Origin of the sequence: Sphingobacterium sp. UBA6317 (assembly GCF_002440385.1) — a bacterium.
GTDB lineage: Bacteria > Bacteroidota > Bacteroidia > Sphingobacteriales > Sphingobacteriaceae > Sphingobacterium > Sphingobacterium multivorum.
Window position 1 is genome coordinate 18,118 of sequence record NZ_DJTD01000013.1, and the last position, 17,223, is coordinate 35,340.

A 17,223-nucleotide genomic window follows, 5' to 3' on the forward strand; every position below is an offset into this window, starting at 1 on the left:
TTATTGGTTATACAGGTGAATGGAAAAGAACAATACACAAAGTCAGGCAAAGGCTTTATTAAGAAAATATCTACATGGGGATTGCACACCTGAGGAAGAAATGAAGGTGTTAAATTGGTATCAATCCTTAGATAAGTTAAGTAATATAGATGTGTCCGATGTTGATTTTCAAATACAAGCAAAAAAAATCAAAAGGGACACCATTGAATCGTTAAGTCGGAAGCGAAATACTCCACTTCAGTTGCTGTTTCAAAGACATCGGTATTTCTTACGAATAGCTGGAATATTTGCTGTCTTTATTATACTAGGAATTATAACCTTTAACTATTATAGGTCATCACATATAAGTCAAACTCATGTAGCTTCAGTTGTTCATCCTGAAGCAAGAGATATATTGCTTCCAGAAGATAGCTTACCTTCGCTCAGGTTGCCAGATGGTCGGATTACCTATCTGGGTGGAAATTTATTGTTAAACGATAAATCGATCGATGTATCGCTCATTAAGGAGGAAAATGGAACTATTCTTTACAAAGTTCAACAAAATTCTAATGAGAAATATCTTTCTAGTTTAACCAGAGAAACTATCATATTTTCTAGCCCTAAAGGATATAAAAGTAAGCTTTTATTAGCTGATGGATCAACCGTATTTCTCAATAGCGGAGCTTCTCTGGAATATCCGATTGTCTTCAAAAAAGAATCTAGGAATGTCAAGTTAATTGGCGAGGCATATTTTGAAATTGCGCATGCTATGGATAGACCTTTCTATGTAGAAACCCAACAGGCCAAGATTAAAGTTCTTGGTACAAAATTTAATGTCAGGGCATATTCAGATGAGGTTACGACAACAACGAGTTTGATTCAGGGAGCGATCCGGTTGATAACTCCAAAGAGTAATGTAATATTAAAACCAGGGGATCAGTATTCAACAAATGAAAATGGCTTTAGTATGTTAAATAAAGGAGTCGATCTGAGTGATGTAACCAGTTGGAAAGATGGATACTTTAGTTTTAATGATGCAAAAATTACAGATATTCTTGAGCAATTAGGACGATGGTATAACATTGAAGAAATCAACATTGTTAAGAATTCAGAAGAGAAAATAACGGGAACGTTTCAACAGAGTAACTCTTTACGCGACGTATTAGATCGGCTAGAAGAAGTAAGTGATATAAAGTTTGAAATTAAAGGAAGGAGGCTTATGGTCTTATAGAATAACGGTGTAATATCATTAACGAGCAGACCAATAAAAAGAGCCAAGAACAGGGGCAATCGTTCTTGGCAAAAAAGTGTTGGTCTTAACAAATAATTCATTGATTCGGAATTTTTATTATAGCAACAAACAAATGTATAAAAAAAATAATAAACCATATTACCCGAAATGGGGATATATAATTCGCCTGTGTGTACTTATGAAATTGGCTTTTCTTTTGATTTTGTTATCAACATTTAATGTTCTAGCAAATGTTTCAGCACAATCTCTATCGCTTCATGTTAACGGAGGGAACCTTCGAGCGGTAATGCTTGAAGTGAAAAAGAAGACAGGATATGATTTTCTATATAATAGCAAGGCTTTAAAAAACTCCAAGCCTGTTTATGTGCAATTAAGCAATGTCTCATTGGAGACAGCACTAGACGAAATAGTCAAGGGCCAAAATCTGGCATACAAGATTAAGGGATCAAATGTAATTATTTCTGAAAAAAAGAACTCGAACTTTTTTGGGGAAGTTCAAGTGCGCGAGATCTCGGGAATTGTAAAGGATCAAAAAGGTGTCCCAATTGTGGGGGCTAATGTAAGTGAATTTGAAAAACAACATAATCAAGTGAGAACAGATGATGAAGGTAGATTTCGAATTAAGGTTAGTCAAAATAGTACCAGATTGTTAATTAGCAATGTAGGTTATAAGAAAGAAATAGTTTTCCTATCATCAGGTAGTTTTGTAAATATCACACTTAATATCGAAGTAAGTGGGTTAGATGAGGTTGTGGTAATTGGGTATGGAACACAAAGAAAAAGAGATGTTACAGGCTCTGTTCAGAATGTCAAAATAGAAGGCAGTCCGATGGCCGATCTTCCTTTCGCGAATCCTCTACTAGCACTTTCTAGTACTGTACCGGGAATTCAAGTGGCTCCTCAGTCTTTGGCGGGACAAGATCCATTAAGTAGCATGTCAATACGAGGTGAAAATTCGATAGACAAGAACGCAACCGGACTCAATAAACCGCTATTGGTCGTAGACGGTATAATTTTTAATGGATCTATAAATGAAATTAATTTTCAGGATGTAGCAAGTATTGATGTACTGAAAGATGCTAGTGCCGCAGCAATCTATGGATCAAGATCAGCAAATGGTGTAATTTTAATTACAACAAAAAAGGGAAATTCGGAGAAACCGTTAATCTCTTTAAATACATCCTATGCATTTCAGGATTGGTCAAGAAAGCCCGCTATGCAAGATGATGCAGATATAATTTTAAAGAACCGCTGGGATTTTTTGGTCGGTAGGGGAGATATTCCAAAAGATGCTCAATTTGATGCGTTTCGAGTGTTAAATGCAACCGAACAAAAGGCTTATGAACAAGGTATATTTACCAACTGGCTGGACGAAATCACTCAATTTGCTCCAGTACAAAATTATAATGTCAGTGTGTCAGGTAATTCAAAAGTTGTAAATTATTACTTGTCTGCAGGTATATTCGACCAAAAAGGGGTGATTATGAATGATCGCTATAAGAAAAAGACGTTCATGGGTAAAACCGAGGTTACAATTAATCCTTATATTAAGATTGGTACGAAGGTGAATTATTTTGATGCAGACAATTCAGGTTTACGCCCTAAAATGCAAGAAGCTACCTGGATGAGCCCCTTCAGTTTTACTACTAATCCCACTGAGGGTTATGAGAACTGGATTCCTTCACACCCAGCTGGAGCTTCTGGAAGTCCCTTGATAGGTAGTGCGCTGAGGCCCGGACCAGCATACGCAACGAACGAACTTAGAGACCGGACAATTGATGGGACAGGGTGGTTCGAAATCTCCAATCCATGGGTTAAAGGTTTGAAATATACCTTTTCACTTAATGGTACTTCAAATAGAGGAGTCAACAACCAAATGTTTGATCCTCGATTTTGGGTAGATACACGGATTCCGGAGCGAATGGATAATTACAATAAACTTTATTTGGCGAATGTCTCTGGATATGCTCAAACAGCGGATAAAACAACATGGTTATTGAATAGTATTCTTTCTTATACGAATACATTTGGTAGACACCATATTGACGCTCTATTTGGATATACCAGAGATACTTATAAGTATGAACTTTTGAGAGCCAATGGGTCGGGTTTTGAAATGCCTGTCACCTTATTATGGGACGGTTTGCATTTAGCAAAATCACAAACCGTCTCCAAAACGCAAGAGCGTTATCAAAATGTGGGTACTATGGGGCGTGTTTCCTACAATTTTTCTGATCGCTATTTCTTTACAGGTACATGGAGACGAGATGGTTTTTCAGGATTTTCTGAGGGAAATAAATTCGGTACATTTCTCGGTGCTTCAGTTGGATGGAATTTAACCAATGAGTCATTCTTGAAACAAAAAGATTGGCTTCAATTATTGAAACTAAGACTGTCATATGGCGAAACAGGTAATCAAGGTATAAGTCCATATGCTACATTATCAAAGGTTGCTACAAGTTATAATGTGTATGGCGAGAATTCGCAGATAGATATTTATCCTACTTCTATGGGTAATAAAAAACTGACCTGGGCAACGACCGGAGTTCAGAACCTTGGGGTTGATTTTGCGCTGATCAACAACAGGATAAGCGGGTCACTTGATATATACAAATCTAAAACAACGAATCAGCTTCTAACACGTAGCATTCCGATCCTTACGGGCTATTCTACCGTATTGACCAATGCAGGTCGGGTGGATAACAAAGGGATTGAATTCAGCCTTTCTGGAAGGGTTTTAGATGGTGATGGTAAGACAGCTCTACGTTGGGAACCAAGTTTTTTGTTTTCATTGAATCGGAATAAACTAGTTGAATTGTATGGGACTTTTGACAAAAATGGAAACCCTATTGATGATATTGGAGGAGCCCCCGGAGGTGACGCCTATCTTGTAGGGAAATCTATCCATTCAGTCTGGGATTTAAAAATGTTGGGTATTGTACAACAGGATGATTCCGAATATATAGAAAAATATGGAGCAAAACCAGGAGATGTAAAGTTTTTGGATTATAATAACGATGGTAAAATTAATGCGACTGATAGACATTATCTTGGGGATAGAGATCCATTATTTACGATGGATTTAAATAATACATTAACGTACAAAAATTTCTCGCTTTATTTCAGTTTTAAATGGATGGCCGGAAATGATCAACATTTTTTAGGAAAGAATCAGTTTGGAACAATGTTGTCAACGAGCGTAAGTTCAAATGCACATCTTAGGGATGTAACTCCATATACCATTGAACAGCCAAATAATGAATTTCCTCGTGTTAACTGGTCGAATAGTTACTCCTATCAATTTTGGCGGGATCGAAGTTTTCTCAAATTAAAAGATATTGGTCTTTCATATAATGTGGATCCCCAATCGTTATCCAGAATAAAGCTCCAGCGTATGAGAGTTTATGTAAGTGCCAACAATGTATTCACAGCAACGAGATGGAACGGGCTTGATCCGGAAGATGGTGGCATTATTGCGGCCCAACCGGGGAGTAACTACAATTGGAGTTTTCCGGTGCTGAGGACGTTCTCTTTTGGAGCAGCTGTTTCATTTTAATTGATCAATTCATATAAAACGTTATTAGGATTATGACAACAATATTTAAAGTAGGGACAAAATCGTTAGTAAGAAATTTATTATCACTTTCTATTCTTTTAGGGAGCTTTGCCGTATCGTCCTGTAATGACGAAAAATTCTTAGAAGAAAAAGTTTACCAATTAACGACAGGTACAGCGTATGAAACGCCGGATCAGATAAACATGGCAATAGGCTATCTTCACAACCGGATGCAGTATTTGTCCTTTGGAAGAGGACCAGCGTACGATAACCTTTTTACGGGTAGTGGCCTTGATGGATTTGCACGGGTCGGGGATGAGTCATACATAACAAGTGACTGGTCACAAATGACATCTGTGAATGCTTTTACACAACATTGGGCAGATAATTTTAGCCAGATGATCAATTATTCAAATACAATTATTGAAGCTTGTGATAACTCTACTGTTAAATTTACTAGTGATGAGCAAAAGAATACCTTTAGGGCGGAGGCTATATTCTTTCGGGCTTTTGCTCACCGATGCCTTGCGGGAATGTTTGGTGATTGGGCTATTATTACTGAGGTAGCAAAGGAAGCGAAGACAGATTATATTCGTCACCCGAGATTGGAGGTTTGGAAACAATGTAAGGATGATCTTGAATTTGCTGTTAAATATCTTCCTATTAAGACTAGTGAATCTGGAAGGATTGTCCGCGCCGCCGCTGACCATCTATTAGCAGAGATCTATATTAGTTTAGGGGACCATTCTGATCAAAAAGAATACTATGCTGAAGCTATCAAAGCAGCATCACGGATCATTGATGGAACAGATGGTTCTTATCGATTGATGACTGAACGCTTCGGGAGTCGTCAGGCAGAAACTGGAAAAAACGTCTATTGGGATCTGTTCCGGGCTGGCAATTTTAATTATCAAGGAGGTAACTTGGAAGCGATTTGGGTCGTTCAATATGATTATAATAAAGCACTTGCTGGGACGGGGGGAGCTCCTTCGTCGCAAAATAGTAACCGATTGTTACTGGAACAGCAGTTCTTACCTAATTGGTATTACCTCAACAGGATGGAGACCGATGCTCAGGGAAATCGAAACTATATATTTGGTAAAGGTGCAGTTACTTTTCCAAATGGATCTTCCAGTGAAAATGGAAATGATCTTACTGGTTATGCTGAATGGAACACAAGGAATCGGCCAACGAACTATTTTTTCTACGATATCTGGAATCGAAGTGGAAAGGAAGATATTCGGAATGCCGAAGTAAATATCCAACGTCAGATGCGACAAGCAGGTGGTGAATTATGGGCCACTGTGTTTAATGATTTACGGAGACAAGGGAAAGGGAACCTTATTGCGGCAACCGATACGATCCACCACGTTTATCCAAGGGTATGGAAGTTTTCTTCCGACCAGCATATTAATGGAGATCCAAAACTTTATGACGCGGATATTTATCTTTTTAGACTGCCCGAGACCTACTTTTTGCGGGCAGAAGCTTATCTGAAACAGGGCAATACGCAATTGGCTGCGCGAGATTTGAATATCGTCCGGTCACGCTCACAGGCTAGAGCCGTGGAGCCTGCAGAAGTGAATATGGACTATATTTTGGATGAACGTATGCGTGAGTTATTCGGTGAAGAATTTAGGTTGGTTACTTTAAGTCGATTGTCAAGTAAAGAAAATCCGGTATTGGTAAATCGCGTGAAGAAATATGGTTGGAAATTTCCCAATCTTAGTGCCGGTCGACCTAATATTCAAGATTTCCAATGGATTTATCCGGTCCCTGAAACGATTATTAGTGCCAATACTGGTGCCGTATACACTCAAAACGAAGGTTACTAAATAATGAAAAATATTTGCTTAGGTCTGATTGTCACGGTCATAAATCTATTGTCTGTCATTTCCTCTTATGGACAGCTATTTCAAAAGAGGGATATTGAGAGTTTGATGCGTGTAAAATCAACAACGGCCATGGTATTGAAAGATTCTATTCCCTTATTATTTGACACTTATCATACGCAGGGACTTACAAAAATAGGCGATTATTTTTTTTTGACGGGGGTGGATGTTCATCGTTGGCCAAAAGCCTATAAAAAGTTAATGGGTAAATTTGATCGTGATGTTGGCGTTGGAAATGGATATATTATGAAGTTTAACCTGAAAGGGGAATTGATTTCTAAAGTCAGTCTTGGTCATGGGAGCATGTATCATCCAGGGGGGATAGATTTTGACGGTGAAAATATCTGGGTTCCGGTATGTGAGTATCGTCCTTTTGGTCGGTCTTTGATCTATAGACTAAACCCGATTACGATGGCTGCACAAGAAGTATTCATAGTCGATGATGCTATTGGTGCGATCATCTATAATCGTGACGAAAATGAACTCATTGGTATGAATTGGGATGCTGTTCAGTTTTATAAGTGGAAAAAGGTATATGGAGAAGATAAATGGGATTTAACGTCAGTGTCTAGAAATGATCAACATTTCATTCATTATCAGGATGGCCAGTATATTGGACAAGGTTTGATGTTATGTTCAGGTTTAAATAGCTTTCAGGCAGTACCAAATACAAAAGATAAGATCATCATCGGAGGACTTCAACTATTGGACGTCAAGACCTATTCGAGTAGATATTCAATACCCATAGAACTCTGGAGTAAAAAGGGGCGGGTAATGACTGGAAATCCTTTTTGTGCAGAAGTGATTGATGGAGAAATCAACTGCTATTTTGTGCCTGATGATAACCATTCTATACTTTACACCTATCGGATAAAGAACTTATAGCAATAAAGGAAGAAACGTGAATTTCGTTTCTTCCTTTCCTTAGGAAAGAAAAATAAAAACATGAAAAATTATATCTTATTATTAATCGTCATATTTTTAATAGGGAATGTCCATGGACAATCTAAAAAAGCGATCGAAGACCATTCTTCAGAAATATTAGTAGTGGCGCACAGAGGGGCACATAATCGATTTCCTGAAAATTCAATATCATCCATAAAAGAAGCAATTGAGCTAGGGGTTGATATGGTTGAAATTGATGTGCGGCATACTAAAGATAATATGATGATACTGATGCATGATGAGACATTAGATCGCACTACAAATGGAAAGGGATTAGTTTCCGAACATACTTGGGAAGAGATAAAAGGTTTACAGCTGAAAAATAATGATGGAACTGTTTCTGCGTATAATATCCCACTGTTGAAGGATATTTTAATGAAATTCAAAGATAGAATTCTATTTGATCTCGATATAAAAACCCCTTACTTTGTTTCAGTAATTGAGTTGGTCGAACTTACCAAATCTTCATCGGCCTGTTTTTTTTTGTTGGATGATGAAGATAAGGCTATGTTTTTAAGACGGCGAAATAATGACTTAAAAATCCTTTTTGCACCGAAAGATGAAACCTCCCTCTTGAAGGTTATGGAGCAAATAAAACCTGAAATAATCCATCTCAATGATAAGATAAATACCAAATTGGTCAATTCTATTGTAAAAAAAGCAGGGAGTAGAACATTCATTAATAGTCTTTGGAACATTGATAGGATAATACTTGAGAATTCAGAGAATTTCCACAAATTATATCAACATGGGGCGAATATGATTCAGACAGATTATCCTGAGATTCTATTAAGGCATCTTCGTATAAATAAACTTCATAAGTAATATAAATTTCCTACAGCAAAAAGCTTTGCGTCAGCATCTAACAATAAAATTAACGGTGGACAGATTTGGAGTAGTAGAGTTTGGAGCTAACAATACTAATACCAAGGACTTGCGGCTAAAACCTCTGTTGAACCAGTGAGCCATTGATCGATTTTTGAAATCTTCTTAAACTTTGGATATTTATTAGCTGGAAGAACACAGAAAGAGCTTGCAACATCCCATCATTGCTTCCAAAAGTGCGGAAACTACTCGTCTCTATTTATAAAGGGGCTCATAATGGGTTTTGGTTTACCACTTTAGAAGATACGAAAGATATAACGATATCGTAACTTTCGTTTAATAAATAGGTAAACTTAAGACCCTTACTTTAGAATTTTAAAAATAGACCATTTTGCTACTATGAAAATTGAAGACATCATATGGACTTCTGATGATTTTGATAGATTTCAGGCGGGTGACTGTGCTATTTTCAAAAAGGTCTATAATCATTATCAAGAGGCAATTTTAAGGAAAGTTCTCCGATTCTGCAATCAGTTTGAAGATGCCGAAGAGATCGTGCAGGAGACATTTATCCGATTGTACCAGCACCGTACTGCAATTGGTGAACCAGCGGCAATATTCCCTTTTCTTTTCACTGTATCCAAACGCCTTTCAGTCACCTTTTTTCGAAAACGGGTAGTAAAAGCGAAATATCTCGAAAGCCTTGGAAAGGATTGGACAGAAATATCTACCAGTTTTCAGGAACAAATGGAAAATCATGATATACAACAGCTTATTATGGATGTACTGGAAGAACTCCCCACGCAGCAAAAATTGATTTTCATCAAAAATAAAATTGAAAATCAATCCTATCAGGAAATTTCAGACCATTATGGTCTCAAAAGAAATACAGTGCGCAATCACATCGCTTTGGCCAGTAAATTTGTTCGTTTTAAGCTCCAGAAACTGCTATTTATATTTTTTTTAATAAAAATGTTATTTTGATTGGTACTATATCTCCGATCGAGCGTGTATTGAATTAGAAGCGCTTAATTATGGAAGATAAAGCTAAATTAAAACGGCTAATAGAACGGTTTAACCAAGGTCATTGCAGTAAAGAGGAATTGGAATTTCTCACTAAACTGTTAGACTCTCCTGCAGGAAAATCTGAACTGGACGCTTACTGGAATGAACCTGAAGATAGCGATCCCCATCTTTTAGCGCGCACATCAAAAAGTCGTTTTGATCAATTTATCAGGGATCAGGGCGATAAAAAAGAAGAAAAAGTACGTGTACTTTGGTCCGGGCCTGTTATTAGAACTGCAGCATCTATCGTTGTTCTCATAACCTTGGCTAGTTTATATTTTTTCATCGCACAGGACAAAAAATCTTCGAACAACAAAACAATAGCCTCAAAAACAATATCGACGCCAATTCAACCCGGTCAGGAAAAAGCTAAAATTTTCTTTGAAGATGGTCATACCATCGATCTTGAATCGCTTCAGGTTGGACAGATTGTCCATGTCGGAAAAATTAGAATCATGAAAGGAAAAGACGGTGCTATATCCTATATCAATGCAAACGCAGCGAAAACTTCCGGCGATCCAATCTACAATAAAATCGTAACACCTCGGGCGGGAGAATATCACCTCATACTGCCTGATGGGACACAGGTCTGGTTAAATGCCATGACGACACTCAGATATCCCATATCTTTTGGTACGAAAGCAAGAACAGTAGAACTTGATGGCGAGGCCTACTTCAAAGTCAGTAAGCAACAGTTGGAAGGAAAACGAATTCCGTTCATTGTCCATACCGGTAATCAGCAGCTTGAGGTACTGGGGACTGAGTTTAATGTCAATAGCTATACAAAACGTATTCAAACCACGTTAGTCGAAGGTAGCATCAGCTTAAAGAGCAAAAAGAATAGCAAGGCTCCGTTATTGCTGAAACCAAATCAGATGGCGCAAATGAATGCCGAGGGTAGTACATTGGACATCAGCGAAGTTGATCCATTTTATATCATCGCCTGGAAGCAAGGACAATTTGCATTTGATAACACACCATTACATGAGGTCATGGAATCAATTGGAAGATGGTACAACGTAGATATTACCTATCAAACGGATCTGAACGGTATTCGTTTTTCAGGAACAGTCTCCCGATTTGAACGCCTGGATAAACTGCTGAAATTTCTGGAGCTTTCGGGTGATGTACATTTCAACGTTAAGGAAAGGAGGGTGATAGTGATGAAGTAGTTTTATTCTCTATCGCTTTACATGAAATCAGGAGCGTTGGTCCCGCCCCTGATCCAATGTCTTGCGACAAACGATTGCAGTTAAACCCATTGTAAAATTTAAACAACCGATTACAAATGTATAAAAAATTTCGGCTCAATCCCCTATTTGATAAGGGATCTGCCTATGCTGTTAAATCAATTTCCATGAAATTGTCACTAGCCTTACCACTTTTATTTGTGGCTTCATTGCAAGCTAGGTCCAATTCGTTTGGACAGAGTATCACCTTAAACAGAAAGAATGTAAAAATTCAGGTGATACTAAAAGAGATCCAGAAACAGAGCGGCTATAGTATCCTCTATAATTCAGCGTTGATTCCCTCAAAAAAAATTGATATCCATATCGCCAACGAAAAAGTAGACTTAGCTCTTTACAAAATACTGGCTGATTTTAATATCGGTTTCAATGTGGTGGATAAAAATATCATTCTTGTTCCACTTAAATCCCAAACATCTACTATTTTATCCCGTAATGAAGACATCCGACAGGAAAAACTGATATCCGGAACTATTGTTGATGATAAGAATATGCCGCTCTCACGAGTATCAGTTACTGAAAAAGCTACCGGTCACCAAACGGTCTCAGATGAAAATGGACATTTTGAGATTAAAGTAAACAACAGCAAAGTAACCCTTCTATTTTCTGCTTTGGGATTTCAACGGAAAGAAATGTATATAGATGGAGAAAAACCTATAAAAGTCCAGCTCATACCAGCATTAACTGCCATAGATGAAGTTGTGGTGGTTGGTTATGGCCAACAGAAAAAAGCGAATCTCACAGGTGCGGTAGATAAGATATCCTCTGATAGACTTGAACGATTTAAAGCGACCAATCTTGGGGAGTCTTTAGCGGGTCAAGTACCTAGTCTCAATATCAATTTCAGTGATGGGAAACCTGGCCGCGGTGCATCATTCAATATTAGAGGAACAACTTCCATCAACGGTGGATCTCCATTGGTATTACTGGATGGGGTTCCCATTTCATCTTTCGAGCTCAATAACATTAGCCCACAAACCATAGATAATATTTCCTTTCTGAAAGACGCCTCTTCGGCGGCCATCTATGGTGCTCGCGCGGCCTATGGCGTCATCCTTGTGACCACAAAGGAAGGTAAGGAAGGTAAAACGGAAGTAAATTACAACAATAACTTCAAGTGGGGGAAAGCCACCAAAATACCAAAAGTATATACGGGTATCGACTATCTCGAAATTCAGGAGAAAGAGTTCAACGGAAATATTGGGCAGACCTATTATACATCACCTCAAGTCCAGTATCCCTATGACGTGGCAAATGATCCTTCATTGCCAAAGTATGATCTGAAAACAATCGGTGGTAAAGCTACTTTATTGCTGGGCGGCCCTGTAATCAATTATTACGATGAGTGGTTTAAAGATTACAGCCCTAGTCAGAACCATAATCTCAGTGTTCGGGGCGGCGGCAACAAATTGAAATTTTACCTTTCCGGGGACTACAATAGACAAGAGGGAAGCTTAAAATTTAAGCCGGACCAGATCAATCGGTATAACCTACGGAACAACAATACATTTGCGGTATCGGACAAAGTGAGCATTTTCACAAAATCTTCACTGACGATTCGAAACGATAATGTGCCGAACACTTACTTGTATGGTTTTAGTTCTAACCCTTGGCGCTTTATTGACAATACAAATCCACTGATGCCTGAAACAGTGATGGTGGATGGTAAGGCTGTACCTACTGATATTGGATTTTATCGGCAATTTATCGAAAAACAGTCAGACGACCGTCTGAATACCAAAAGTTTTCTGAATTCAATAGGCACTGATGCAAACCTCCTGAACGATGAATTAAAACTGCACGCGGACTTCTCTTATCTTTATTACCAATGGTACAGAAACAGATGGTGGGACAATACAGGTCCTTATTTATCTCATTCATTTAACAATAGAAATGTCGTTCTGGCTTCATATGCCGACGCCGGCCCACCAAAAGTCTATAAAAGTAATACACAGAGTGATCTCTATAATGTCAACGCTTATGCCAATTACCGGAAAGCATTTGGGAAACATAAGATTGATCTTACTTCAGGTATGACTTTCGAATCATACCGTTATCACTATGAAACGGTTGAACATCAAAATCCCATTGTTGGTCTGGATGAACATGCGATCAACCTTGCAACAGGACTATTTCAGGGAAGTGATGATGACGACAAATATGCAAATAGAAGCTTTTTTCTACGGGCGAATTACAATTTTAATGAAAAATATCTCCTAGAGATCAACGGCATGCACAACACAACTTCTAAATTTAGAAAGGAAAACCGCGGTGCATTCTTTGGCTCAATATCCGGAGGCTGGCGTATTTCCGAAGAGGATTTCTTTGCGCCTCTGAAAAATACAATAAACAACCTGAAGTTGCGTGGGTCATTTGGTTCACTGGGCAACCAGAACATCGGCTCATTTGACTACCTCTCTATTATGAGCATGACGAGATCTCCCTATCTACTCGATGGTGAACAATATACCTATACATCAGTACCTGCGCCAAAGTCGGAGAATTTTACCTGGGAGACGAGTAAAAGTGTAGACGTAGGTTTAGATGCCAATTTCTTTAACAATAAGCTAGAGCTTGTTGCGGACTGGTATCAACGCAATACCAATAATATGCTTGCCCCTTATCATTCGCTTCCATCGGTATTCGGAGCTACGGTCCCAAAAGAAAATATTGCTTCCCTACGCAATCGGGGCTGGGAATTAAGTCTGGCCTGGAACGATAGAATCGGATCGGTAAATCCTTTCGAATATGGTATACGGTTTAACATCTCAGATTACAGGGCTTTTATCACAGACTATTATAATCCGACAAATTACTTAGGAGACCTTTATATTGGCAAGGAAATGGGAGAAATATGGGGATTGAACACACTTGGATTCTTTCAGAGCGATGAGGAAGCAAAAAACTCGGCACTGTTAAAGACAAGCAGCTACAAACAATTTGCGTCCAAAGGAACCATCAAATTTGAAGACAGTAACCAAGATGGTGAAATCAGCAAAGGTTCCTGGACGCTGAATGACTCTGGTGATTATCGAATAATCGGTAATTCAACACCCCGGTATCAATATGGAATCAACCTTAATATGCGATACCAAGGTTTTGATATGGCAGCATTTTTCAAGGGCATTGGAAAAAGAGACATTTATCCCAGTGCAGAAACAGCAAATTTCTGGAGTTCCTATAACCGTAAATACCAGGTGCTACTGGAGCATGTCGTCAAAGACCGATGGACAGAAGATAATCCCAATGCATATTTTCCAAAACCACAGGGTTACATCGCACTGGGAGAAAATGACCTGGGTGTAGCACAGACCCGCTATCTCCAAAATGCCTCTTTCTTAAGATTGAGTAATCTGATCATCGGTTATACTTTCCCCAAGAAAACCTTCAACAATAAAATAAACAATCTACGTGTCTATCTAGCCGCAACCAATCTAATGGAATGGACTAAGCTCCACAATACTTTGGATCCTGAAGGTCTGGATAAAGATCCTGATGCAAATGCAGCCAGTGTAGGGATGGGTACTGCCTATCCTATTCAGCGAACATTCTCCTTTGGTCTTGAACTCGGCTTTTAATTCGTAAATAACCATGAAAAAGATTACCCACTATTCGATATACGCAACACTACTTTTGGTCACTATGGCCTGTAGTAAACAATTTGACCTTCGTCCTGATACACAGGTTGCCGAGTCCCTTTCATTATACAAAACAGATGCTGGGCTGGCAACATTCGCCAATGGCTTTTACAATAACCTTGATCCCAATGTCATCAAAGATGATAAGTATAGCGACAACATGGAACATATCACTACTCCTCCTGCCATGCGGTCATCTAATTATACAGTGCCAACCGCACTGGGAAGTGGTGGATGGAGCTGGTCACAATTGAGAAACATCAATTATTTTATCCAGAACGTCAATACTTACACAGAGGATCAGGAACTGAAAAGAAAGTATCTAGCTATCGCACGCCTATTTAGAGCGCAGTTTTATTTTCAAAAAGTCAAAACCTTTGGCGATGTTCCCTGGTATTCGACCCCTCTAAAAACAAGCGACACAGAGGAACTATATAAAGGCAGAGATTCAAGACAAGTCGTCATGGACAGTGTCTTAAGCGACCTCAATTTTGCAATTGAATACTTGCCGAAAGAAAAAAGTAAAAATAGAATGACAAAATGGACTGCCCTTGCTTTAAAATCAAGGATAGCTCTGTTTGAAGGTACCTACCGGAAATATCACACGGATACAAAATTGCCTAACGCAAATGTTTGGCTAGAAGAATCTATTAAAGCCTCAAAAATACTAATAGAAAGTAAATTATACAGTCTATATTCGTCGGGGGCAGTAGATAAAGATTATGCAGCACTCTTTCAAGCGGCCGCAGCCAATACCACTGAAGTTATCCTAGCCCGTTCATCGACGCAGAATTTTATCTACTATACCCCTGAGTTCACCTCCACCTCGAATGGAAACTTTGGGGCGACCTTCTCACTGATAGCTGATTATGCAAAAATTGATGGCAGTTCTTATTTTCAAAGCAACAATGGGGAAATATTCAAGAAGACCTATGCTGAAGAATTTCAGGATAGGGACCTCCGGTTGCGACAAAGTATCGTGTATCCGGGTTATATCCGAATCGGTACAACAACAGTTGCTGTCAATGACTTTGCGGAAAACAGAACAGGCTATCAGGTGACAAAACGTGTAGGTGCACCAATTGAAGATCAAGGAAGTGATAGCAGAGATGTCATTCTGATCCGCTATCCGGAAATTCTTTTAAACTATGCCGAAGCACGTGCCATATTGCAACAACTAACGCAGGAGGACCTCGATGTAACGATCAATGCCTTACGCCGACGGGCAGGAATAGAAAGCAAGTTGTCACTCCCGTTAAAGACTGATCAGAACCAGCTGACACGCTATAAACGAACTCAAGATCCCAATACACTGGAAATATGTCGTGAACGACGCGTTGAATTGGCATTTGAAGGTTTTAGAAGAGACGATCTAATCCGATGGAACGAAGGTCATCTCTTTCGATCAGATTATCAAGGTATTTATATCAAAGGATACAATGAATATATCGATCTTGACAACGATGGTAAATTCGATCTTTATGTCATGCGACCGAGCGACAATCCCCCTGCAAACAGAATTACTGGTGTACAATATTTTAAATTATCAAATATAAATGGCCTAAGTGATGTTAATTCAGGGCGTATCATGCCTTATAATCTCGCGCGCAAGCCATTTGAGCAATGGGAATATTTAAATCCTATCCCATTGGAAGAATTGACCTTAAATACGAATTTAAAACAGAATGAAGGATGGAACTTAGTAAAATAATTCACGCTTTGGTGTTATGGCTCATTATAACACTACCTTATGCCGTCAAGGGCCAACAATTAACTCAGATCCCGGAGGGACACTGGGTCGCTTGTGGAGATGATAAAGTGCTTATCATTAACCCTGCAATTAGCTCCGATAGCACAGCCGTGATCTGGAAATGGCAATTCAAGGAAAGTGCCAATCAGATACCGAAGGAATATGCTAACTATTTTAAATCAATAGATGAATGCAAGCCAGTTTTTGCGAACAAGAAAATTTTAATTACCTCATCGACTGGAGCAACTTGCTTACTAAATATTGCTGATAAAAAAATTGAGTTCTATGCGAGGACACCTATGGCTCACTCAGCGGATCTACTGCCCGGGAATTTGGTGGCTGTGGCAAATTCCACCCACCCAAAGGGAAATTCGCTGGAACTCTATCGCCTGAACCGTATGGAGGAGCCCATTTACAAGGACTCCCTTTATTCAGGACATGGTGTGGTATGGAATAACAAATTGCAACAATTATTTGTGTTGGGTTATGACGACCTGCGAACGTATGAGTTAACCAGTTCCAACAATTTGGCCCCCGTCAATAAGATAAAAATCCCAGGAAAAGGTGGACATGATCTCTCATTGGTTGATGACGATCGTCTACTGATTTCCTTTACAGATGGTGTAGTTATTTTTTCTGTAAAGGATCAGAAATTTGATCCCTTCTCGCCCTTAGCAGATCTACATCATATAAAATCAGTAAATTGGAATCCGAAGACAAACCGTCTGATATATACCAAAGCAGAAGAAAGTTGGTGGACATTTAATATTTATTCAACCAATCCTGATCAGAAAGTATATATACCGACATTAAAACTCTATAAAGTCCGTGTTTGCAATTGAATATAACGGATAAGCGGGACGGTTTATATGTTAATAAAGATATAAATCGTCTCGTTTTTAATATTGTTTTAAAGTCGAAAACAAACCTGTTGTATCAAAAACAGATATATTGAGTTGATCAATATAATGTTTGGTTTGAGATTAATAGTAAAAAAAATCTTTTTTTTTTAAAAATAGTAAGCAAAATACTATCTTATATTCATAAAAAGATAATATTTTGTAAACATAGGAT

The 17,223-nt window shown here is 38.6% G+C and carries 10 protein-coding genes; all 10 read left to right on the forward strand.

The window, feature by feature from the left end; all coding sequences use genetic code 11:
* Positions 1-19: 19 nt before the first annotated feature.
* The 10 genes from B3E92_RS03345 (at position 20) to B3E92_RS03390 (ending at position 16,991) form a co-directional block, all read left to right on the forward strand.
* The gene (locus B3E92_RS03345; RefSeq protein ID WP_286774741.1) at positions 20-1,210 is read left to right on the forward strand and encodes a FecR family protein; all 1,191 of its coding nucleotides are present in this window, start codon (positions 20-22) and stop codon (positions 1,208-1,210) included.
* Positions 1,211-1,526: 316 nt separating this feature from the next.
* Entirely contained in the window at positions 1,527-4,787 is a 3,261-nt protein-coding gene (locus B3E92_RS03350; RefSeq protein WP_286803576.1) for a SusC/RagA family TonB-linked outer membrane protein, read from the forward strand.
* Between the two features lie 32 nt (positions 4,788-4,819).
* Positions 4,820-6,622, forward strand: a complete 1,803-nt coding sequence (locus B3E92_RS03355; protein ID WP_286774743.1) for a RagB/SusD family nutrient uptake outer membrane protein — start codon at positions 4,820-4,822, stop codon at positions 6,620-6,622.
* A gap of 3 nt (positions 6,623-6,625) precedes the next feature.
* Positions 6,626-7,564, forward strand: coding sequence for a DUF6454 family protein (locus B3E92_RS03360; RefSeq protein ID WP_286774744.1), 939 nt, complete (start codon positions 6,626-6,628; stop codon positions 7,562-7,564).
* A gap of 60 nt (positions 7,565-7,624) precedes the next feature.
* Entirely contained in the window at positions 7,625-8,449 is an 825-nt protein-coding gene (locus B3E92_RS03365) for a glycerophosphodiester phosphodiesterase family protein (RefSeq protein ID WP_286774745.1), read from the forward strand.
* 399 nt (positions 8,450-8,848) lie between these two features.
* Positions 8,849-9,433, forward strand: coding sequence for an RNA polymerase sigma factor (locus B3E92_RS03370; protein WP_286774746.1), 585 nt, complete (start codon positions 8,849-8,851; stop codon positions 9,431-9,433).
* 50 nt (positions 9,434-9,483) lie between these two features.
* Positions 9,484-10,686, forward strand: a complete 1,203-nt coding sequence (locus tag B3E92_RS03375) for a FecR family protein (protein WP_286774747.1) — start codon at positions 9,484-9,486, stop codon at positions 10,684-10,686.
* Positions 10,687-10,802: 116 nt separating this feature from the next.
* On the forward strand, positions 10,803-14,339 hold the full coding sequence (locus tag B3E92_RS03380) for a SusC/RagA family TonB-linked outer membrane protein (protein ID WP_286774748.1): 3,537 nt from the start codon (positions 10,803-10,805) through the stop codon (positions 14,337-14,339).
* A 13-nt stretch (positions 14,340-14,352) separates the two neighbouring features.
* Positions 14,353-16,110 (forward strand): RagB/SusD family nutrient uptake outer membrane protein, encoded by a 1,758-nt coding sequence (locus tag B3E92_RS03385; protein ID WP_286774749.1) that lies wholly within the window; start codon positions 14,353-14,355, stop codon positions 16,108-16,110.
* Positions 16,092-16,991, forward strand: coding sequence for a DUF6528 family protein (locus tag B3E92_RS03390; protein WP_286774750.1), 900 nt, complete (start codon positions 16,092-16,094; stop codon positions 16,989-16,991). Before B3E92_RS03385 ends, B3E92_RS03390 begins: the two co-directional genes overlap by 19 nt.
* Positions 16,992-17,223 lie beyond the last annotated feature (232 nt).